This window comes from Streptomyces sp. NPDC001348 (assembly GCF_053597535.1).
The window spans coordinates 39,746-59,639 of sequence record NZ_JBSFIK010000004.1; the positions used below are offsets into that span (position 1 = coordinate 39,746).

Here is a 19,894-nt window from a genome sequence, read left to right on the forward strand (position 1 = left end):
GCCGTTCATCCCAGGCCGGGCAGCCGGCGCAGTTCGCCGACCTTCAGCAGACGGCCGAGTACGAGGTAGACGACCGCCAGGGCGAGCGTCCCCGCGAGGGTGGCGAGCGCCGTCGGTACGGTGCCCTCGCCCATGACGGTGCCGCAGGCCCGCGCGGCGGCCCAGCCCGCGCCCGCCGCGCAGGCCGCCGCGGTCAGCAGCTTGGTGTAGGTGACCCGCACGGTCCCGTCGTCGAGCCGGCCGCCCGCCTTCCTGGCCAGCAGGCGTGCGGTGAGGACGAGTCCGGCCAGATACGAGAGGGTGTAGGCGCCCGCCATGCCGGTGACCGCCAGTCGGGTGGGCAGCAGCAGATGGCAGGCGGTGACGAGGGCGATGTTCCACACCCCGATCCACACCGCCATGAGGAACGGCGTACGGGTGTCCTCGAAGGCGTAGAAGCCGCGCAGCAGCAGGTACTGGGCCGAGAACGGGATCAGGCCGAGACCGAACGCCTGGAGCATGTGCCCCATCGGCTGGGCGGAGGCCGGGCCGGCGGCGCCGTGCGCGAAGATCAGGGTGGTGATCTGCGGGCCCAGCGCGAGGAAGAGGAAGGCCGTCGGCACGATGACGACCCCGCTGATCCGCAGCGCCCGGGACAGGTCGGCGCGCAGGTCGGTGATCCGTCCCTCGGCGACGGCCTTGCTCATCCGCGGCAGCAGTGCGGTGACCAGGGAGACGGTGACGATGGACTGGGGCAGCAGCCAGATGGTCTGCGCGTAGCTGTACGCGGTGTACCCCACGTCGGAGTGCGGCAGCTCCTGGTCGGCGGCGGCGGCGAAGTGGGTGACCACGGCGAGGGCGACCTGGTTGGCCAGGACGAAGAGCAGGGTCCACTTGGCCGCGTGGATGCCGGACCCCAGTCCCGTACCGCGCCAGTCGAACCGGGGACGGAAGCGGAAGCCGGCTGCGCGGGCGAAGGGAATCAGCGCGAGGGCCTGTACGGCGATCCCGGCCGTGGTACCGACGCCGAGCCAGCGCACCTGCGTGTCGGTGATCTCCGCGACCGACTTCGGCACGGTCATCAGGCTCAGGTAGCCGCCGAACATCGCCAGCAGCACGATGTTGTTGACCACCGGCGTCCACATCATCGCGCCGAACTTCTCCCGGGCGTTGAGGACTTGGCCGTAGATCGAGAAGAGGCCGTAGAAGAAGATCTGCGGCAGCAGGAACCGGGCGAAGACCACGGTGAGCCGGAACGCCTGGTGGCCGTCGGGGTTGTCAGGCATGTAGACGCGCACGATCAGCGGCGCCGCCCACACCGCGAGCGCCGTCCCGACGGCCAGCACCGTGACGACCAGGGTCACCAGACGCTGCTCGTAGGCCTTCCCGCCGTCGGGATGGGTCTTGCGCGCCCGCACGAGCTGCGGCACGAGGACGGCGTTGAGCGCGCCGCCGATCAGCAGCGTGTACAGACTGGTGGGCACGGTGTTGGCGGTGTTGTACGTGGTGGCCAGCAGCCCGCTGCCGAGCGCCGCACCCTGCAGAGCCGTCCGGATCAGCCCGGTCGCCCGGGAGACGACGGTGCCGACCGCCATGAGCGCGGAGGAGCGCGCGAGTCCGCCCTTCTCCTTGTCACGCTGCTTCGCGTGCCGCGCTCTGCTGTTGTTTACCCCCGTCACCATGCGTTCAAGATAAGGCAGTTGAGATCAAGAGCGTTCAACTGCCTTGCTGCAAGCGGAATACGCGATCTTAGCTCGCAATTGTGAATATCGCGGCTCCAGTTGGCATATTCGATTTGCTCCGCTCTACGTTCCGCAGCGGAGGTGGTTCACATGATCGAACCAAGCAAGCGACGCGACGCCGCCGAACGGCGGGACGCGATCGACGTCAGCGACTTCGTGTACGCGGCGACCGGCGCCCGGGTGCGCCGGCTGACGATGCCGGACGGAAGCCACTGGTTTCCGGCGGTGGATGTCTGCAAGGAACTGGGTTACACCACGACCCGAAAGGCCCTGACGGACCATGTCCCGGAGGACCATCGAGAGAGTCTTGAGACAGTGACTGGAAGTCACTCTCTCAGCGTTCCCGCAGGTAGGGAGTGGCGCCGAGACTTGCAACTCATCAATCTGCAGGGCCTGATCCGCCTCGTCCAAGCCTGCACGAAGCCCTCCTGCGAGCCCTTCAAAAGGTGGGCCGCCGAAGTGATCGAGACAGTGCAGCGGGAGGGTTCCTACACTCTCGAAGAGGCCGAGGTGCAGCCCCTCGACCCGAGCGCGCCGGTCGCGTACGCCATGCCGGAGCAGGTGGCCGAGGCCATCGTCCGGCTCGAGGCGCACAACCTTCAGCTGGACGAGCAACTTGCGAACGCACAGCAGGAATCTCTTGAACTGCAAAGGGAGATGCTCGCCACGCAGAAGTCGACACTCGCCGTGCAGCAGGCCATGGTCCGGGCGATGGAACGCATCGCGGACCGGCTCGACGCCCTCGTCCTCGAACGCCGGGCACCCGGCGGCCGCCTCACGGTGCTGCCCACCACGGAATCCCTGCTGGCCGACTGGCGGCACCGGCTGTCCGTGACGGAGGACGTGTGGACGGTGGCCGTGGTGATCGCCCCCGTCCTCGTCGAGCAGGGTGAGCTCCGCGAGCCTCTCGAATCGATCGCGGCCCGTACGGGGCTTCCGGTGCGCCGCGTCAACGAGTGCTTGCGTCTGCTGCAGAAACACGCCTGCATTCGTTCGCAGGGGGCGGCGGAAAGCGGGGCGCCGGTGTACGTGCTCAACCAGGCCTGAGAGAACCCGGGAGGAAGACGGAGGGGGCGGTCGCAAGATGCGTTTGCGGCCGTCCCCTCCGGCTCTCCGAGATTACCGGGTGACGCTCGTCACACCCAAGTCATCAACCGCTTCGGCTGCTCCAGAACCGCCGCCACGTCCGCGAGCACCTTGGAACCCAGCTCCCCGTCCACCAGCCGGTGGTCGAAGCTGAGCGCCAGCGTCATGACCTGGCGGGGCTTCACCTTGCCCTTGTGGACCCACGGCTGGAGCTTGATCGCGCCGACCGCGAGGATCGCGGACTCGCCGGGGTTGAGGATCGGCGTGCCGGTGTCGATACCGAAGACGCCGACGTTGGTGATGGTGACCGTGCCGCCCTGCATCGCCGCGGGGGCGGTCTTGCCCTCCCTCGCCGTCGACACCAGCTCGCCCAGCGCCTCGGCCAGTTCCGGAAGCGTCTTGGCGTGCGCGTCCTTGATGTTCGGGACGAGCAGGCCGCGCGGGGTGGCGGCCGCGATGCCCAGATTGACGTAGTGCTTGAGCACGATCTCCTGGCTGGCCTCGTCCCAGGACGCGTTGATCTCCGGGTTGCGCCGGATGGCGACCAGCAGGGCCTTGGCGACCAGCAGGAGCGGGTTCACCCGCAGTCCCTGCATGTCCTTGTCCTGCTTGAGCTCCTCGACCAGTTTCATCGTGCGCGTCACGTCGACCGTCACGAACTCCGTGACGTGCGGTGCCGTGAACGCCGAGCCGACCATGGCCTGCGCGGTGGCCTTGCGGACGCCCTTGACCGGGACGCGGGTCTCGCGGGCCGGGTCGTACGTCGGCAGCGCCACCGGCGCCGCGGGTGCGGGCACGGGCGCGGCCGTCACCGGCTCGGGAACCGCTGCCGCCGGGGCCGCCGCCGCGTGGACGTCCTCACGCGTGATGACGCCGTCCGGGCCCGACGGGGTGACCGTGGCCAGGTCGACGCCCAGGTCCTTGGCCAGCTTGCGCACCGGGGGCTTCGCCAGCGGGCGGGGCTTCACGGCCGCGGTGCCGTGGCCGTTCAGCTCCGGCTGGATCTCCGCGGAGGCCTGGGGGACCGTGACCTCCGGGCCCTTGCGGGGACGCCGCTTCGTCGAGGACGCGGCGACGCCGTACCCGACCAGCACCGGCTGACGCCCCGAGCCCTCCGCCTTCGGCTGCTCCGCCGCGGGCTGTTCCGGCTTCTTCTCCGCGGGAGCCGCAGGCGCCGCGGGAGCCGCCGGGGCCGCCCCGCCCGCCACGTCCACCGCGATGATGGGCGTGCCCACGTCCACCGTGGTGCCCTCGGGGAAGTGCAGCTCGCGGACCACGCCGTCGTACGGGATGGGCAGTTCGACGGCCGCCTTGGCGGTCTCGACCTCGCACACCACCTGGCCGTCGGAGACCGTGTCTCCCGGCTGCACGTACCACTTGAGGATCTCGGCCTCGGTCAGGCCCTCGCCGACATCCGGCATCTTGAACTCACGCACGGATGCTTCCGTCATCGTCGTCACGACCCTCTCCTCAGTACGCCAGGGCGCGGTCGACGGCGTCGAGCACCCGGTCCAGGCCCGGCAGGTACTCCTCTTCCAGGCGGGCCGGCGGGTACTGGGCGTGGTAGCCGCCGACCCTCAGCACGGGGGCCTCCAGGTGGTAGAAGCACCGCTCGGTGATCCGGGCGGCGATCTCCGCGCCGGAGCCGAAGAACACCGGTGCCTCGTGCACCACGACCAGGCGGCGGGTCTTCTCCACGGACGCCTGGATGGAGTCGAAGTCGAGCGGGGAGACCGAACGCAGGTCCAGGACCTCCAGGTTCTTGCCCTCCTCGGCGGCCGCGCCGGCGACCTCCTGGCAGAGTTTGACCATCGGGCCGTACGCGACGAGAGTCAGGTCGGTGCCCTCGCGGACCACCTGCGCCTTGTGCAGCGGGCCGGGGATCGCCTCGGTGTTGACCTCGGCCTTGTCCCAGTAGCGCCGCTTCGGCTCGAAGAAGATCACCGGGTCGTCGCTCTGGATGGCCTGCTGCATCATCCAGTACGCGTCGGAGGCGTTCGACGGGGAGACGATCTTGAGGCCCGCGACGTGCGCGAACAGCGCCTCGGGGGATTCGGAGTGGTGCTCGACGGCACCGATGCCACCGCCGTAGGGGATGCGCACGACCACGGGGAGCTTGACCTTGCCCAGCGAGCGGGCGTGCATCTTGGCCAGCTGCGTGACGATCTGGTCGTACGCCGGGAAGACGAAGCCGTCGAACTGGATCTCCACCACCGGGCGGTAGCCACGGAGGGCCAGACCGATCGCCGTGCCGACGATGCCCGACTCGGCCAGCGGGGTGTCGATGACGCGGCTCTCGCCGAAGTCCTTCTGCAGGCCGTCGGTCACCCGGAACACCCCACCGAGCTTGCCGACGTCCTCACCCATGATCACGACCTTGGGGTCCGCCTCCAGGGCACGGCGCAGCGACTCGTTGATCGCCTTGCCCAGCGGCAGCTTCTTCACCGTCTCCACCATGATCAGGCCCCCTCTCCCGCGGCGAAGCCGCTTTCGGACTCGGTCGCGAACGACGCCTGGTAGGCGGCGAACTGGGCGCGTTCCTCGTCGACGAGCGCGTGCCCGTCCGCGTACACGTTCTCGAAGATGGCGAAGTGGTCCGGGTCCGGCATGGCACGGACCACTTCGCGCACTCGCTTGCCCAACGCCTCGCTCTCGGCCTCGAGTTCCGCGAAGAATCCCTCGTCCGCGTGGTTCGACGCCTCCAGGTACCGGCGAAGGCGCAGGATCGGGTCCTTCGCCTCCCAGGCCGCCCGCTCCTCGTCCACCCGGTACCGGGTGGGGTCGTCGGAGGTGGTGTGGGCTCCCATGCGGTAGGTGTACGCCTCGACGAGGGTGGGGCCCTCGCCCCTGCGGGCGCGCTCCAGCGCCCACTTGGTGACCGCGAGGCAGGCCAGTACGTCGTTGCCGTCGACGCGGACGCCGGGGAAGCCGTAGCCCTGGGCGCGCTGGTAGAGCGGGACCCGGGTCTGCTTCTCGGTCGGCTCGGAGATCGCCCACTGGTTGTTCTGGCAGAAGAACACCACGGGGGCGTTGTAGACCGCGGAGAAGGTGAACGATTCGGCCACGTCGCCCTGGCTGGAGGCGCCGTCGCCGAAGTAGGCGATGACCGCCGAGTCCGCGCCGTCCTTGGCGACGCCCATCGCGTAGCCGGTGGCGTGCAGCGTCTGGGAGCCGATGACGATCGTGTACAGGTGGAAGTTGTTGCTGTTCGGGTCCCAGCCGCCGTGGTTCACACCGCGGAACATGCCGAGCAGGTTGGTCGGGTCGACCCCGCGGCACCAGGCGACACCGTGCTCGCGGTAGGTCGGGAAGACGTAGTCGTCGTCGCGCAGGGCCCGGCCGGAGCCGATCTGGGCGGCCTCCTGGCCGAGCAGCGACGCCCACAGGCCGAGCTCGCCCTGGCGCTGCAGGGCGGTGGCCTCGGCGTCGAAGCGGCGGGTGAGCACCATGTCGCGGTACAGGCCGCGGAGCTCTTCGGGGGTGAGGCCGTTGACGTACTCGTCGTACACGGCGTGGGCTGCGTGCTTGACGCGCTTGCCCTCGGGGGTCAGCAGCTGCACGAGCTCCGGGTCGGCGCTCTTCGAGGTGGTGCGGGTGGTGCGCTTGGTGCCGGTGGTGCCGGCCTTGCTTCCGGCGCTGCGTCGCGGCTTGGGCGCGGCAGTGCTGTCCACGGTCACGTGTGCTCCTCCGTCGGTCCGGCCCCCGGGGTTGCCGGTCAGGCCAGTACGGCTCACCTGTTCTCGGCCACCGGGCACGGGGTGGGTGCCACTCGGCCGGGAACAGGCGTGACAGGTGCCCCGGCGAGCGCCCTGCAACGGTCACGTTACCCAGTGCGCCACATTTCTGTGAAACCCCTCCTGACCTGCGATTTTGCTTGGATTTCCAAGTAAATCGGTCAGGCCCGGAAGCGCGCTGGTCACAGCCTTGCAGGAGGCCGGAGCAACGGCACGTTATCCCGCGCACCCAGTGCACGGGAAGAGTCCGAGTCGCGCATCGGAGTGGTCGGCGTGACCGAAAGCGACCACCCACGACTGCCTGTGACAAGGCCCAGCTCACGGCGGCTGACGGTGCCCTAACATCTGGCGCGTGCCGCGCTCATGTGTACCACCCCCCATCCCCCATGCGCCCCCTCTGGGCACCCTGCTCCGGCTTTACGCCGCCGGTTCCGCCGTCACGTGCGAGCCCGTGGACCAGGGGCTGCTCAACCGCGGCTACCGCCTGCGCACCACCCGCGGCCACTACTTCCTCAAGCACCACTTCGACCCGGACACCGCCGACCCCGCCGCCATCGAACGCCGGCACCGGGCCACCCAGCGCCTGGCCGCCCTCGGTGTCCCGGTCGCGCCGCCCCTCGCCCACCGCGACGGCCGCACCGTCGCCGTCGTCGGCGGCCACGCCTACGCCCTGCACCCCTGGATCGACGGCAGGCACCGCCACGGCGGCCAGCTCACCACCGGCCAGTGCGCCCGGCTGGGAGCGCTCCTGGGCGCGGTGCACGCCTGCCTGGAGCGCGTGATGCCGCCCAAGGGACGGACCCGCCCGGCCACCAGCCCGCATCCCGTGGAGAGCGCCGACCCCGCCGACACCTTCGCCCTCATCGACGACCTGCTCGGCCACGTCCGCCGCCACCGCCCCTTCGACGCCTTCGACGACCTGGCCCGCCACCGGCTGCTGGAACGCCGTGCCCTGCTGGAGCAGCACGCCGGCCGGCGCCCGCCGCGCGGCGGGCCGGTGGGCTGGGTGCACGGCGACTTCCACCCCTTCAACCTGCTCTACAAGGGGGATGCGCCGGCCGCGATCGTCGACTGGGACCGGCTCGGCGTGCAGCCCCGCGCGGAGGAGGCCGTACGCGCCGCCGCGATCTTCTTCGTACGGCCCACGGGAACCCTGGATCTGCCGAAGGTACGGGCGTACGCCCGCGCGTACCGGCGAGCGGCCGGGGCGACGCCCTCGGAGCTGGCGGCCGCCGTGCACCGCGTCTGGTGGGAACGCCTCAACGACTTCTGGATGCTGCGCTGGCACTACGAACGCGGCGACACCCGCGCCGACCCCCAGTTCCCGGCGGCCTCGGCGCTCGCCGTGTGGTGGACGAGGGAGTACGACGCGGTGTGCGACGCGTTCGTGGAGTGACGCGGCTCAGCCGGATCCCGCCCCGGAGTCACCCGGTGTGGGTGTCCTTCAAGGACCTTGCCCGTCGCCCGCCGTGGCCCCCGCGTCCGTGCCGGTGCCCGGGTCCGACGGCGGGTCCGAGGGCTGCGGCTGGCTCTCGGTGCCCGGGTCGGTCGGCTGGTCCGCGGAGGACGCCGGGTCCGACGGCTGGTCGGACGGGTCGCTGCTGGGCGTGTTCGACGGGGTGTACGACGGCGTGGTGGGCGAGGAAGGCTGCCAGTTCCCGCCGCCCCCGCCGCCCGAACCGTCGTCCGTGGACGTGTCCGTGGGCCGGTCGGTGTTCTCGTCCGTGGGGCTCTTGCTGGGCTTCGACTCCTTGGTGTGGTGCGTGCTCGTCGGCGAATGCTTGGTGCCCGGGCCGCTGTCGCCGCCGTCCTTGTGCTGCAGCGCCAGCGCGACACCCGCCGCGACGGCGATCACCGCGAGCACGGCGAGGATCCACAGCTTGCCCCGGCCGCTGCCCCTGTTGCCGTGCCCCTCGAAGCCGCCGTCGTCGCCGCCGCCGTACCCGGCGGGCAGGATCGTCTGCGGGATCTGCGTGGTGCCCGAGGCGTCCGCGGAGTGCGGCATCACGGTCGTACCGCCGAGACCGGCCACCTGGGTGTTCCGGGCGTCGTGCACGTCCACGGGGCCGGTGTTCCAGGTGCCGGTGTGACCGCCCTGGTCGTACAGCATCTGCAGGCCGTACTGGGTCAGCCCGCGCATCTCCTCCGCCGTCTGGAAGCGGTCGTCCGGCTCCTTGGCCAGGGAGCGCATGACGAGGCCGTCGAGCTCCGGCGGGCAGCTCTCGGCGACCTGTGACGGCGGCACCGGCTTGTCCTGGACGTGCTGGTAGACCACCGACAGCGGGGTCTCGCCGGTGAAGGGCGGACGCAGCGCGAGGAGTTCGTACAGCAGGCAGCCCGTGGCGTACAGGTCGGAGCGGTGGTCGACGGCCTTGCCGAGCGCCTGCTCCGGGGAGAGGTACTGCGGGGTGCCCATGACCATGCCGGTCTGCGTCATCGTCGTGGACGCCCCGTGCAGGGCGCGGGCGATGCCGAAGTCCATCACCTTGACGGCGCCGTTGTGGGTGATGATGACGTTGGCGGGCTTGATGTCGCGGTGCACGATGCCGTGCTGGTGCGAGTAGGCCAGCGCCTCCAGGACACCGGAGACGATGATCAGGGCCTGCTCGGGCCCCGGCGCCTCCGCGTTCAGCAGCAGATCACGGATGGTGCGGCCCTCGACCAGCTCCATCACGATGTACGGCACCGACTGGCCGCCGACGAAGTCCTCGCCGGAGTCGTACACGGCGACGATCGCGTGGTGGTTGAGCCCGGCCACCGACTGTGCCTCGCGGGTGAAGCGGGCCTTGGACACCGGGTCCTCGGCCAGGTCCGCGCGGAGCAGCTTGACGGCCACCGTCCGGCCCAGGCGTACGTCCTCGGCCGCGAAGACCTCGGCCATGCCGCCCCGGCCGAGCCGGTGGGTCAGCCGGTACCGGCCGTCGCCGACGAGCCCGCCGTTACCCCACATCTCCGGCGTGTCTGACATGCCGCCGCCAGTCGCCTCGGGGTCGGACGGGCCCTGGGCGCTGTGCGTCTGTGCCATCGGTCCTCGCCGTCGTTTCTGCCCGCGGTGCGCGCGGTGTTGTTACGGTCTCCGTCGGCCACGCTACAGCCTCCGCGCAAGCCTCCGGACCGGGATCGGATCCGGGACCGGCCCGAGACGGACCGGCCATCAAACCTGTAGCACGCGCTGTCTCGCAAATTCTGTGTACCTGACGTAGTTCCGCTGTAACTCTTCCGCGACGCTTCTTTCGCTTACGGTCACGGAACGGGCACCTCGCTTGACGTGTCACTGCCCTGGGGCAGACTTGGCCGGGAATAGCACATTGGATCAGCGGACGTGGGTCACCGGTCCCCGGTCACCGGCGCCTATGGGGGACGCAGAACATGAGCCAGGACGGCGCACAGGGCCGGTACGCGGGGCGGGCTCTCGCCGGCGGCCGCTACCAGCTGCGCGACTTGCTCGGCGAAGGCGGCATGGCCTCGGTGCACCTGGCGTACGACGCCGTGCTGGACCGCCAGGTCGCGATCAAGACACTGCACACCGAGCTGGGGCGGGAACAGGCCTTCCGCGAGCGCTTCCGCCGCGAGGCCCAGGCAGTGGCCAAGCTCACGCACACGAACATCGTGTCCGTCTTCGACACGGGTGAGGACTCCCTCGACGGGACAGCCACCCCGTACATCGTCATGGAGTACGTCGAGGGCCGCCCGCTGGGCTCGGTCCTCGAGGAGGACATCCGGCAGCACGGCGCCATGCCCGCCGACAAGGCGCTGAAGGTCACCGCGGACGTGCTGGCCGCGCTGGAGATCAGCCACGAGAGCGGCCTGGTGCACCGGGACATCAAGCCGGGCAACGTGATGATCACCAAGCGCGGGGTCGTCAAGGTCATGGACTTCGGCATCGCCCGCGCCATGCAGTCCGGCGTCACCTCGATGACGCAGACCGGCATGGTCGTCGGCACCCCGCAGTACCTGTCGCCGGAGCAGGCCCTCGGCCGGGGCGTGGACGCCCGCTCGGACCTGTACTCGGTCGGCATCATGCTGTTCCAGCTGGTCACCGGGCGGCTTCCGTTCAACGCCGACTCGCCGCTGGCGATCGCGTACGCGCATGTGCAGGAGGAGCCGGTGGTGCCCTCCTCGATCAACCGTTCACTGCCGCCCGCGGTGGACGCGCTGGTCGCCCGCGCACTGAAGAAGAACCCGAACGAGCGGTTCCCGACCGCCGAGTCCATGCGCGACGAGTGCCTGCGGGTCGCCGCCTCCCTGCAGACGGCCGCGCCGAGCATCGTGCCGGGCGCCGCACCCACCCAGAGCGGCGCGGGCGTCGGCTCCGCGGTGTTCCCGCCGGTCGACCAGGCGACCCCGGCGCCCACCGGGCCCGTGCAGGCGCCCTACCAGCCGGCCCCCGCACCGAGCCCGTACGCCGCCCCGTCGTACGGCTATCCGCAGCAGGGCGGCTACCAGACCCCGGCCGCGACGGGGTACGGGCAGCAGGCGCCCGCGACCCCGCCGCCGTACAACATCACGCCCCAGACCGCCGTGCAGCCCTCCGGGCCGGGCGGCGGCAAGGGCAACCGGCCGGTGATCATCGGCTCGATCGCGGTGTCCCTGCTCGCGGTGGCCGGCCTGGTCGTCGCGCTGATCGTGCACACGGGCGGCAGCGACGACAACGCCGGGGGAGGCGGCTCGAGCGCGTCGTCCTCGCCGTCCCAGGCCGTGGGGCACCGCAGTGCGGACACCTCGAAGACGATCGACACCAGCGAGTGCACGGAGCCGCAGGAGTCGTACAACGACCCGAAGAAGGTCCAGCTCCCGGACTTCAAGTTCAAGTACATCAAGTCGGTCAAGGAGTGCTTCCAGGCCGCCGGCTGGAAGATGAAGGAAGTCCCGGTCGACGAGAACACCTACGGCGAGGGCGCGGTCATGGGGCAGTTCCCCAGCGCGGGCACGGACGTCGATCCGAAGGACGTGCCGACGATCGAGATCAGGGTCTCGACCGGCAACCCGCCCACCGGCTGACACCCGGCACGGCGAAGGAACCGGCACGGCGAAGGATCCGGCACGGCAAAGGGCCCGGCATGCCGGCCGGGCCCTTCGTGTCACGGACTCCTGCGGACCGGGCGAGGGCTCCCTACAGGTACGGGCCGCCGGTTCGGCCACCGCCGCGGACGTCCTCGCCGCCGTCCAGGCTGACGCCCGGCGGGAGCGCGCGGCGCATCTGTTCCAGCTGGGCCCGCGCGGCCATCTGCTGCGCGAACAGCGTCGTCTGGATCCCGTGGAAGAGCCCCTCCAGCCAGCCCACCAACTGAGCCTGTGCAATGCGCAGTTCCGCGTCGCTGGGGGTCGCCTCGTCGGTGAACGGCAGGGAGAGCCGCTCGAGCTCCTCGACGAGCTCCGGGGCCAGGCCGTCCTCCAGCTCCTTCACCGAGCTCGCGTGGATCTCCTTGAGCCGGACCCGGCTGGCCTCGTCCAGCGGCGCCACCCGGACCTCCTCCAGCAACTGCTTGATCATGCTGCCGATGCGCATGACCTTGGCCGGCTGCTCCACCTGCTCCGTCACCGGGATCTCGCGGGAGTCGTCGTCCCCACCACCGCCACCGAGCGCCATTCCGTCCTGGCCCACGACCAGGATCTGCGGGTTCTCCGGCGACCTATCGTTCCTCGGCATCTCCATGCCGCCATTCTCTCGCACGCCTACACCTCACCACCGTGGTGCCCTCCCGCGAAGCTGATCCACCCTTTAGACCCGTCGGCCCAATCCGGAATGCCCGGTCGGCAGGTGAATGTGACGCTTGTTCGCGACGGTCTTGCCGACTGGGCTCCGGGAGGTCACCGACGTGACTCCATGGCTGCGCTTCACATTCCGCGTGGCACCACTGCCGCTGCTCCTCGCCGCGGTCGTCCTGCTGTACGGTGCCGCCGCGTCGCTCGGGGCCGGGCCCGGGCCCGCGCCCTCGGCCTCCGCCACGCGCTCCCCCGTCCCCTCCTCCTCTCCCTCCGCCAGTCCGTCCCGGGCCGGCAGCCGGGCCGGTGAAGGACGCCAGCGGCCCGGGCGACCGGAGGCACCCGCGGTGGAGTTCGAGGGGGACGACGACACCACCGCCGTCCCGCAGGACACCGCTCAGGAGAACCCGGACCCGCAGGACGAGGGACAGGGCGAGGGGCGGGACGAGGCGGGGGACGTGCAGGAGCCGCCGGACGGGGGTGCGGACACCCCCGCCGTCTCCGAGTCGCCGGGCGATGCCGGTCTGATCCCCTCCTCGCCGTCGTCGCGGCCCGGCGGCCGGACCTTCGCCGGCGGCGAGGACACCGTCGAGCCCCTGGTCCGGATCCTGCCGCTGGGCAGCGGCCTGGTCCTCATCGGGCTGGGGCTGGGGCTGGCGTTCGTGGGACTGCGGGTACGGCGCGATTAGGGCCTGTCCTAGGGCCCGTGCGGCCCCGGCTCCCGTCCGCTCAGGGCGTCACGAGCAGCACCTTGCCCATGTGGCCGCTCGCCTCCACCACCCGGTGGGCCTCGGCCGCCTCGGGCATCGGCAGCTCGCGGTCGACGACGGGGCGGACATGTCCCCCGCCGAACAGCGGCCAGACGTGCTCGCGCACGGCCGCGACGATGGCCGCCTTCTCCTCGAGCGGGCGGGCACGCAGTGAGGTGGCGCTGATCGCGGCCCGCTTGGTGAGCAGCGCGCCGAGGTTCAGCTCCCCCTTGGCGCCGCCCTGCAGCCCGATGACGGCGAGCCGGCCGTTGACGGCGAGGGCCTGGACGTTGCGGTCCAGGTACTTGGCGCCCATGTTGTCGAGGATGACGTCGGCACCCGCGCCGCCCGTGGCCTTCTTGACCTCGGCGACGAAGTCCTGCTCCCGGTAGTTGATGAGGATGTCGGCGCCGAGCCCGGCGCAGAAGTCCAGCTTCTCCTTGGTGCCGGCCGTGACGGCCACCTTCGCGCCGACCGCCTTGGCCAGCTGGATCGCCATCGTGCCGATGCCGCTGGAGCCGCCGTGCACGAGCAGCGTCTCCCCCGGACGCAGATGGGCGACCATGAAGACGTTCGACCAGACCGTGCAGACCACCTCGGGCAGCGCGGCGGCCTGCTTCAGGGCGATGCCCTCGGGCAGGGGCAGCAGCTGCCCGGCCGGGACGACGACCTGCTCGGCGTAGCCGCCGCCGGCGAGCAGCGCGCACACCTCGTCGCCGACCGACCAGCCGCCCACGCCGGGGCCCAGCGCCGCGATCCGGCCGGAGCACTCCAGGCCCGGGTACACCGGCGAGCCGGGAGGCGGATCGTAGTAGCCCTGCCGCTGCAGGATGTCGGCACGGTTGACGGCTCCGGCCACCACCTCGACCAGCACTTCGCCCTCGCCGGGCACCGGATCGGGAACCTCGGCCCACACCAGCGCCTCGGGCCCACCAGGTTCGGGAATCGTGATCGCATGCATAGCGGCGACGCTACTCCTCGCGCCGGTCCCCGCCCGGTCCGGCCCGCACAGTCGGGACCGGCAGTGGCCGGGCCCGCGGTTTCACGTGAAACACACCCCGATTCCGGCGGCCGCCCACGGCAGATCGAGCAACTCGGTCTCCTGGCCCTGCCGTGCGCCACCCGGAGGTACGACGGCGAGCGCGTCGGCGGCCGCGATGCCGCGCAGCATCGCCGGGCCGTTGTAGTGCAGGGGCACTGCGTGATCACCGCGCAGCACGACGGGGATGAGCCGGGTGTCGTGCGGGTGGCCGTGCACCGTGTCCCGCAACGGCAACGTGTAGGGCTCGGGGGCCGGGCGGGCGGCGAGGGTGCGCAGCAGCGGTTCGGCGAGCGTGAGCAGGCCGGAGACCGCCGCGAGGGGGTTGCCGGGCAGGCCGACGAGGTGCTGGCCCTCCTTGGTGCGGGCCAGCAGCATGGGATGGCCGGGGCGCACCCTGACTCCGTCGACGAGGAGTTCGGCGCCGATGCGGCGCAGCGTGGGGTGGACGTGGTCGACGGGGCCGGAGGCGGTGCCGCCGGTGGTCACGATGAGGTCGGCGTCGCAGGAGGTGACGGCCTTGTGCAGGGCGTTGGCGTCGTCACCGAGCCGGCGCACCCGGGTGACCTCGGCGCCGAGGGCGCGCAGCCAGGGCGGCAGCATCGGGCCGAGCGCGTCACGGATGAGTCCGTCGTGCGGAAGCCCCTTGTCGAGCAGCTCGTCACCGAGGACGAGGATCTCGGCGCGCGGCCGGTCAACGGCGGTGAGGGTGTCGTATCCGGCGGCGGCGGCCAGCCCCAGGACGGCGGGGGTGACCAGGGTGCCGACGGGCAGCAGCTGGTCGCCACTGCGGCATTCCTGGCCACGCGGGCGGATGTCCTGGCCGTGGTTCATCTCGCGGGTGGGGTGCAGCCGGCCCTTTGCGTCGGTGCGGCCGTGCTCGCTGCGCAGGACGGCGGTGGTGTCCGGCGGGATACGAGCGCCGGTGGCGATCCGCACCGCCTCTCCGTCCGTCAGCGGCTCCGGCGGCGTGTGGCCGGCCAGGACGCCCTCCTCCCGGACGTGCCAGGGGCCCGGTCCCGCGACGGCCCAGCCGTCCATCGCGGAGGTGTCGAAGGAGGGCAGGTCGGTGAGGGCGGTGAGGGGGGCGGCGAGCACCAGGCCGAGGGCGTCCGCGAGGGAGACGGAGACCGGGGGACGGCGGCCGCCCGCCCGCGCGGCGCCGGCCGCGGTCTCGCGGGCCCGGCTCCAGGGGGCGGCCTCGTGGTGACGGTCGTCGGTGCCGTGCCCGCCCGGGGCCGCGGGCGCGGGGGACTGGCCGCCGGGGGCGCTGCCGGCGTCGGCGGGACCGTTGTCGTCGCGGGGTTCCCTCACGAGGGCGAGCGCCTCCTCGACGTCGAGGTCGTCTGTTTCCTCGGCGTACTCGGCCCGCTCACCGGCCCGGGTCGCTCGGGCGGTCATCCGGCGTCCGGGCCGGGGGCGGACTGGCCGGGACTGTTCTCTTCCTCCCAGCGCAGGGCCAGCGCCACGGCCTTGCGGGCGGCCTCGGCGACCGCTTCGGGGCCCCCTTCGCCCCGGGCGGCGGCGTAGCCGACGAGGAAGGTGGTCAGCGGTGCGGCGGGCCGGGCCACGCCGTGCGCGGCGTCACGGGCGAGGTCGAGCAGCACGCCGGTGTCGACGTCCAGGTCGATGCCCAGCTCGTCCTTGACTGCGGAGATCCATTCATCCAACACGTGTCCATGCTCCCTGATCCGTGCCCGGGCGGCGGCGATGTCGTCCCAGGTGTCGCAGTCGAAGGAGGCGACCGGGTCCGGGACGCGGACGAGTTCCAGCGCGCCGGTCAGCCGGCGCAGGGGCAGTCCGGTGAGGCTGCCGTGAGCGCTCTGGAGCGCCGTCAGCTCGCGGCGCAGGGCGGCGGTCCGGTACGCGGCCACGAGTGGCTGGTCGCGGCCGTCCGTGTCGGTGAGCAGTGCGCCCTGGGCAGTGGTGGTGCGCAGGGCGGCCAGCAGCCGCCGCACCGTTGCGGTTCCGAGGAACGGCAGGTCGGCCGAGAGAACTACGAGGTGCTCGGCCGTGGTGTGCCGCAGCCCGGCGTCGAGCGCGGCGACCGGCCCGCCGCCGGGGGGGTCCTCGCGGGCCCAGCCCACCGGCCGGGCGGTGGGGCGGGGGTCGGCCACGACCACGGTCGTGGCCGCGTCGGCGCAGGCCGCGAGCACCCGGTCGAGCAGCGGGCGCCCGCCGACCCGTACGGCCGGTTTGTCGGCCCCGCCGAGCCGCCGGGCGGCCCCACCGGCCAGCACGACGGCGTCGTACGGCCCGGGGCTTCCGGCGCTTCCGGCGGCAGGGGCGTTGTCGGTCACCCCCCGAGTATGTCCTGTGCGTCCCGGCTCACGGGGCCCGCGGCCTTTCTTCGTGAGCTCCCGTCCGTCACAGGGTGCGCAGCAGCACCGCGGGCTGTTCCACGCAGTCCGCCACGTACCTCAGGAAGCCGCCGGCCGTGCCGCCGTCGCACACCCGGTGGTCGAAGGTGAGCGAGAGCTGGACGACCTGGCGCACCGCCAGCTCGCCCTCGTGCACCCAGGGTTTGGGCACGATGCGGCCGACGCCCAGCATGGCCGCCTCGGGATGGTTGATGATCGGCGTGGAGCCGTCGACGCCGAACACCCCGTAGTTGTTCAGCGTGAAGGTCCCGCCGGTGAGTTCACCGGGTGTCAGCGTCCCGGCCCGGGCCGCCTCGGTCAGCCGGGCGAACTCGGCGCTGAGGGACTCGGCGTCGCGCGCGTGGGCGTCCCGGACAACGGGCACCACCAGCCCACGATCGGTCTGCGCGGCGAACCCGATGTGCACCTGCTCCAGCCGGACGAGCTCGCGGGCGTCGGTGTCGACGTAGGAGTTCAGCTCGGGGAACCGGGCGAGGGCCGCGGTGCAGATCCGGGCGAGCAGCGCGAGGAGGGAGATCTTCGGTCCCGCGCCCGTGTTCATCGCGGCTCGCGCCCGCATGAGTTCGGTCGCGTCCGCGTCGACCCAGCAGGTGGCGTCCGGGATCTCCCGGCGGCTGCGGGAGAGCTTGTCGGCGACGGCGCCCCGAACCCCCTTGAGAGGGGTGCGGACGCCGTCGCGAACGGAGGAGACCCGGGCCGGCGGTTCCTCCGCCACGGGGGCGGCGGGCGCGGCCTTGGTCCGCAGGGCGTTCTCGACATCGGCACGCAGGATCAGCCCGTCGGGCCCGGACCCGGGCAGCTTGCGCAGGTCGAGGCCGTTGTCGCGGGCCAGCCGGCGCACCAGCGGGGAGATCACGGGGACCGGTCCCTCGACGGGCGCGGGCGGTGCCGGAGCGGGCTCCTGGGCCCTTCCGCCGGCGGCCGGCCGGACCCTCCGGCGCCGTGCCGGTGCCTCCGAGGTGCCGTAGCCGACCAGGACGTTGCCCGAGCCGCCGGTGTTCCCGCCGACGGCACCGTCCACGGTGCCGTCGGCGGCCGGTGGTCCCACCGCCACCGTCAGCAGTGGCGCCCCGACGGGCAGTTCCGTGCCCTCCTCCCCGAAGCGGGCGGTGACCACGCCTCCGTACGGGCAGGGGACCTCGACCATGGCCTTGGCCGTCTCGACCTCGACGACGGGCTGGTCGACCGCGACGACGTCACCGACCTGGACCAGCCAGCGGACGATCTCGGCCTCGGTCAGCCCCTCCCCGAGGTCGGGAAGCTTGAACTCGAGCACGTGTGCCATCAGCTCTCGGCCTCCCACTGCAGACGCGCCACGGCGTCCAGGATCCGGTCGACGCCGGGCAGGTGGTGCCGCTCCAGCATCGGCGGCGGGTAGGGGATGTCGAAGCCGGCCACGCGCAGCACCGGCGCCTCCAGATGGTGGAAGCAGCGTTCCGTGACGCGGGCCGCGATCTCGCCGCCCGGCCCGCCGAACCCGCCCGACTCGTGGACGACGACCGCGCGCCCGGTACGCCGTACCGACGCGGTGACCGTCTCGTCGTCGAACGGCACCAGGGAACGCAGGTCGACTACTTCGAGGTCCCAGCCCTCGGCCCGGGCCGCCTCGGCGGCGTCCAGGCAGACCGGCACGGACGGCCCGTAGGTGATGAGCGTGGCGCTGCGGCCGGCCCGCCGCACCACCGCGCGGCCCAGCGGCTCGACGGTCTGCGGGTCCTCCGGGTTCCAGGAGTCCTTCGACCAGTACAGCCGCTTGGGTTCGAGGAAGAGCACCGGGTCGTCCGAGGCGATGGACGCGCGCAGCAGCCCGTAGGCGTCGGCGACGGTGGCGGGCGTGACGACATGGAGCCCCGGAGTCGCCATGTAGTACGCCTCGGAGGAGTCACTGTGGTGCTCGACTCCGCCGATGCCGCCGCCGTAGGGGACGCGAACGGTGATCGGCAGGGGCATCCGTCCGCGGGTACGGTTGCGCATCCGCGAGACATGGCTGACCATCTGCTCGAACGCGGGGTACGCGAACGCGTCGAACTGCATCTCCACGACCGGACGCAGCCCGTACATGGCCATGCCGACGGCGGTGCCGAGGATGCCCGCCTCGGCCAGCGGGGTGTCCGTGCAGCGGTCCTCGCCGAACTCCTTGGCGAGCCCGTCGGTGACCCGGAAGACTCCGCCGAGGGTGCCGACGTCCTCGCCCATGACGTGCACGGCGGGATCGGCGGCCATCGCGTCGCGCAGCGCGCGCGTGAGGGCCTGCGCCATGGTGGCGGGTTTGACGGCGACGGTGGTCATCGGTGACCGCCTTCCTGCTCGGCCTCCAGCTCGGCCCGCAGCAGGTCGCGCTGCTCCCGCAGTTGCGGAGTGGGCTCGGCGTACACGTGGGCGAAGAGGTCCATGGGGTCGAGTTCCGGATCCCGGTTCATGCGTTCGCGCAGGTCGGCGGCCATCGCCTCGGCGTCCTCGCGTACCGCCCGGATGTCGTCCTCGTCGATCAGGCCACGGGCGGTGAGCTCGCGTTCGAGCAGGTGGACCGGGTCGTGCTCGCGCCAGGCCGCCACCTCGGCGTCACCGCGGTAGCGGGTGGCGTCGTCGGCGTTGGTGTGGGCGTCGATGCGGTACGTCACGGCCTCCACGAGCGTGGGACCGCCGCCCGCGCGGGCGTGCCGCACGGCGTCGCTGAGGACCTCGTGCACGGCGGCCGCGTCGTTGCCGTCGACCAGGCGGCCCGGCATGCCGTAACCGACGGCCTTGTGGGCCAGGGAGGGCGCCGCGGTCTGCTTGGCGAGCGGTACCGAGATGGCGAAGCCGTTGTTCTGGACCAGGAAGACGACCGGGGCCTGCCAGACGGCGGCGAAGTTCAGCGCCTCGTGGAAGTCGCCCTCGCTGGTGCCGCCGTCGCCGACCAGGGCGAGCGCCACCACGTCGTCACCCTTGAGGCGGGCGGCGTGGGCGAGGCCGACGGCGTGCGGGAGCTGGGTGGCCAGCGGGGTGCACAGCGGGGCGACACGGTGCTCGTAGGGGTCGTAGCCGGTGTGCCGGTCGCCGCGCAGCAGGGTGAGGGCCTCGACGGGGTCGACGCCGCGGACCACGGCGGCCAGCGTGTCGCGGTAGCTGGGGAAGAGCCAGTCGTGTTCCCGCAGGGCGAGTGCGGCGGCGACCTCGCAGGCCTCCTGCCCGGTGCTGGAGGGGTAGACGGCGAGACGGCCCTGCTTGGTGAGCGCGGTGGCCTGCGTGTTGTACCGCCGGCCGCGCACCAGGTGGGCGTGGAGCAGACGCAGCAGCTCCGGGTCGGCCTGGGCGGCGGCCTCGGTGCCGAGGACGCGGTAGGGCTCGGCGTCGGGCAGCAGCGGCGCGGGGTCCGTACGGGGCTGCCAGGCGGGCGGCGGCGATGGCCGGTACGCGCCTCGCTGCTCCATGACCGTCATGACGGCACCTCCTCGTGCGAGCTCAGGAGACGCGTCGGCTGTGACCCGCCTCACCT

At 72.1% G+C, this 19,894-nt stretch carries 16 protein-coding genes; 4 read left to right on the plus strand and 12 right to left on the minus strand.

What is annotated here, in order from left to right:
* Positions 1-5: 5 nt before the first annotated feature.
* Positions 6-1,661 carry a murein biosynthesis integral membrane protein MurJ gene (murJ, locus tag ACWC21_RS05345; protein ID WP_450878367.1) on the minus strand — a complete coding sequence of 552 codons (1,656 nt, stop codon included), beginning with the start codon at positions 1,659-1,661 and terminating at the stop codon, positions 6-8.
* A 150-nt stretch (positions 1,662-1,811) separates the two neighbouring features.
* Between murJ and ACWC21_RS05350 the strand changes: the two genes are divergently transcribed.
* A complete protein-coding gene (locus ACWC21_RS05350; RefSeq protein WP_450878369.1) occupies positions 1,812-2,768 on the plus strand; it encodes a BRO-N domain-containing protein in 957 nt (318 codons plus the stop codon).
* Positions 2,769-2,857: 89 nt separating this feature from the next.
* On the opposite strand, the gene ACWC21_RS05355 is transcribed toward ACWC21_RS05350, so the two are convergent.
* From ACWC21_RS05355 to pdhA (ACWC21_RS05365), 3 genes are read right to left on the minus strand one after another with little or no spacing between them, the layout of a single operon-like run.
* Positions 2,858-4,267, minus strand: coding sequence for a dihydrolipoamide acetyltransferase family protein (locus ACWC21_RS05355; protein ID WP_450878371.1), 1,410 nt, complete (start codon positions 4,265-4,267; stop codon positions 2,858-2,860).
* Between the two features lie 10 nt (positions 4,268-4,277).
* The gene (locus ACWC21_RS05360; protein ID WP_450878373.1) at positions 4,278-5,264 is read right to left on the minus strand and encodes an alpha-ketoacid dehydrogenase subunit beta; all 987 of its coding nucleotides are present in this window, start codon (positions 5,262-5,264) and stop codon (positions 4,278-4,280) included.
* A 2-nt stretch (positions 5,265-5,266) separates the two neighbouring features.
* Positions 5,267-6,484 carry a pyruvate dehydrogenase (acetyl-transferring) E1 component subunit alpha gene (gene pdhA, locus ACWC21_RS05365; protein WP_450878375.1) on the minus strand — a complete coding sequence of 406 codons (1,218 nt, stop codon included), beginning with the start codon at positions 6,482-6,484 and terminating at the stop codon, positions 5,267-5,269.
* Between the two features lie 436 nt (positions 6,485-6,920).
* Here pdhA (ACWC21_RS05365) and ACWC21_RS05370 point away from each other — a divergent pair, with 436 nt between their 5' ends.
* Positions 6,921-7,937 (plus strand): phosphotransferase, encoded by a 1,017-nt coding sequence (locus ACWC21_RS05370; RefSeq protein WP_450878803.1) that lies wholly within the window; start codon positions 6,921-6,923, stop codon positions 7,935-7,937.
* A 48-nt stretch (positions 7,938-7,985) separates the two neighbouring features.
* On the opposite strand, the gene ACWC21_RS05375 is transcribed toward ACWC21_RS05370, so the two are convergent.
* A complete protein-coding gene (locus tag ACWC21_RS05375; RefSeq protein ID WP_450878377.1) occupies positions 7,986-9,566 on the minus strand; it encodes a protein kinase domain-containing protein in 1,581 nt (526 codons plus the stop codon).
* A 344-nt stretch (positions 9,567-9,910) separates the two neighbouring features.
* On the opposite strand from ACWC21_RS05375, the gene ACWC21_RS05380 reads away from it, so the two are divergent.
* A complete protein-coding gene (locus tag ACWC21_RS05380) occupies positions 9,911-11,542 on the plus strand; it encodes a protein kinase domain-containing protein (protein WP_450878379.1) in 1,632 nt (543 codons plus the stop codon).
* Positions 11,543-11,654: 112 nt separating this feature from the next.
* On the opposite strand, the gene ACWC21_RS05385 is transcribed toward ACWC21_RS05380, so the two are convergent.
* Complete coding sequence (locus tag ACWC21_RS05385; protein WP_450878381.1) at positions 11,655-12,197, minus strand: bacterial proteasome activator family protein; 543 nt, start codon at positions 12,195-12,197, stop codon at positions 11,655-11,657.
* A 193-nt stretch (positions 12,198-12,390) separates the two neighbouring features.
* Here ACWC21_RS05385 and ACWC21_RS05390 point away from each other — a divergent pair, with 193 nt between their 5' ends.
* Positions 12,391-12,936, plus strand: coding sequence for a hypothetical protein (locus ACWC21_RS05390; protein ID WP_450878383.1), 546 nt, complete (start codon positions 12,391-12,393; stop codon positions 12,934-12,936).
* Positions 12,937-12,976: 40 nt separating this feature from the next.
* On the opposite strand, the gene ACWC21_RS05395 is transcribed toward ACWC21_RS05390, so the two are convergent.
* From ACWC21_RS05395 to pdhA (ACWC21_RS05420), 6 genes are all read right to left on the minus strand, one after another.
* Positions 12,977-13,957 (minus strand): NAD(P)H-quinone oxidoreductase, encoded by a 981-nt coding sequence (locus ACWC21_RS05395; protein ID WP_450878385.1) that lies wholly within the window; start codon positions 13,955-13,957, stop codon positions 12,977-12,979.
* An 81-nt stretch (positions 13,958-14,038) separates the two neighbouring features.
* On the minus strand, positions 14,039-15,436 hold the full coding sequence (locus ACWC21_RS05400) for a molybdopterin molybdotransferase MoeA (RefSeq protein WP_450878387.1): 1,398 nt from the start codon (positions 15,434-15,436) through the stop codon (positions 14,039-14,041).
* Positions 15,433-16,335, minus strand: a complete 903-nt coding sequence (locus ACWC21_RS05405) for an NTP transferase domain-containing protein (RefSeq protein WP_450878389.1) — start codon at positions 16,333-16,335, stop codon at positions 15,433-15,435. Before ACWC21_RS05405 ends, ACWC21_RS05400 begins: the two co-directional genes overlap by 4 nt.
* Positions 16,336-16,402: 67 nt before the next feature.
* A complete protein-coding gene (locus ACWC21_RS05410; protein WP_450878391.1) occupies positions 16,403-17,701 on the minus strand; it encodes a dihydrolipoamide acetyltransferase family protein in 1,299 nt (432 codons plus the stop codon).
* The gene (locus tag ACWC21_RS05415; RefSeq protein ID WP_450878393.1) at positions 17,701-18,705 is read right to left on the minus strand and encodes an alpha-ketoacid dehydrogenase subunit beta; all 1,005 of its coding nucleotides are present in this window, start codon (positions 18,703-18,705) and stop codon (positions 17,701-17,703) included. Before ACWC21_RS05415 ends, ACWC21_RS05410 begins: the two co-directional genes overlap by 1 nt.
* Positions 18,702-19,838, minus strand: a complete 1,137-nt coding sequence (pdhA, locus tag ACWC21_RS05420; protein WP_450878395.1) for a pyruvate dehydrogenase (acetyl-transferring) E1 component subunit alpha — start codon at positions 19,836-19,838, stop codon at positions 18,702-18,704. The genes ACWC21_RS05415 and pdhA (ACWC21_RS05420) overlap by 4 nt, the downstream gene beginning before the upstream one ends.
* Between the last annotated feature and the right edge of the window lie 56 nt (positions 19,839-19,894).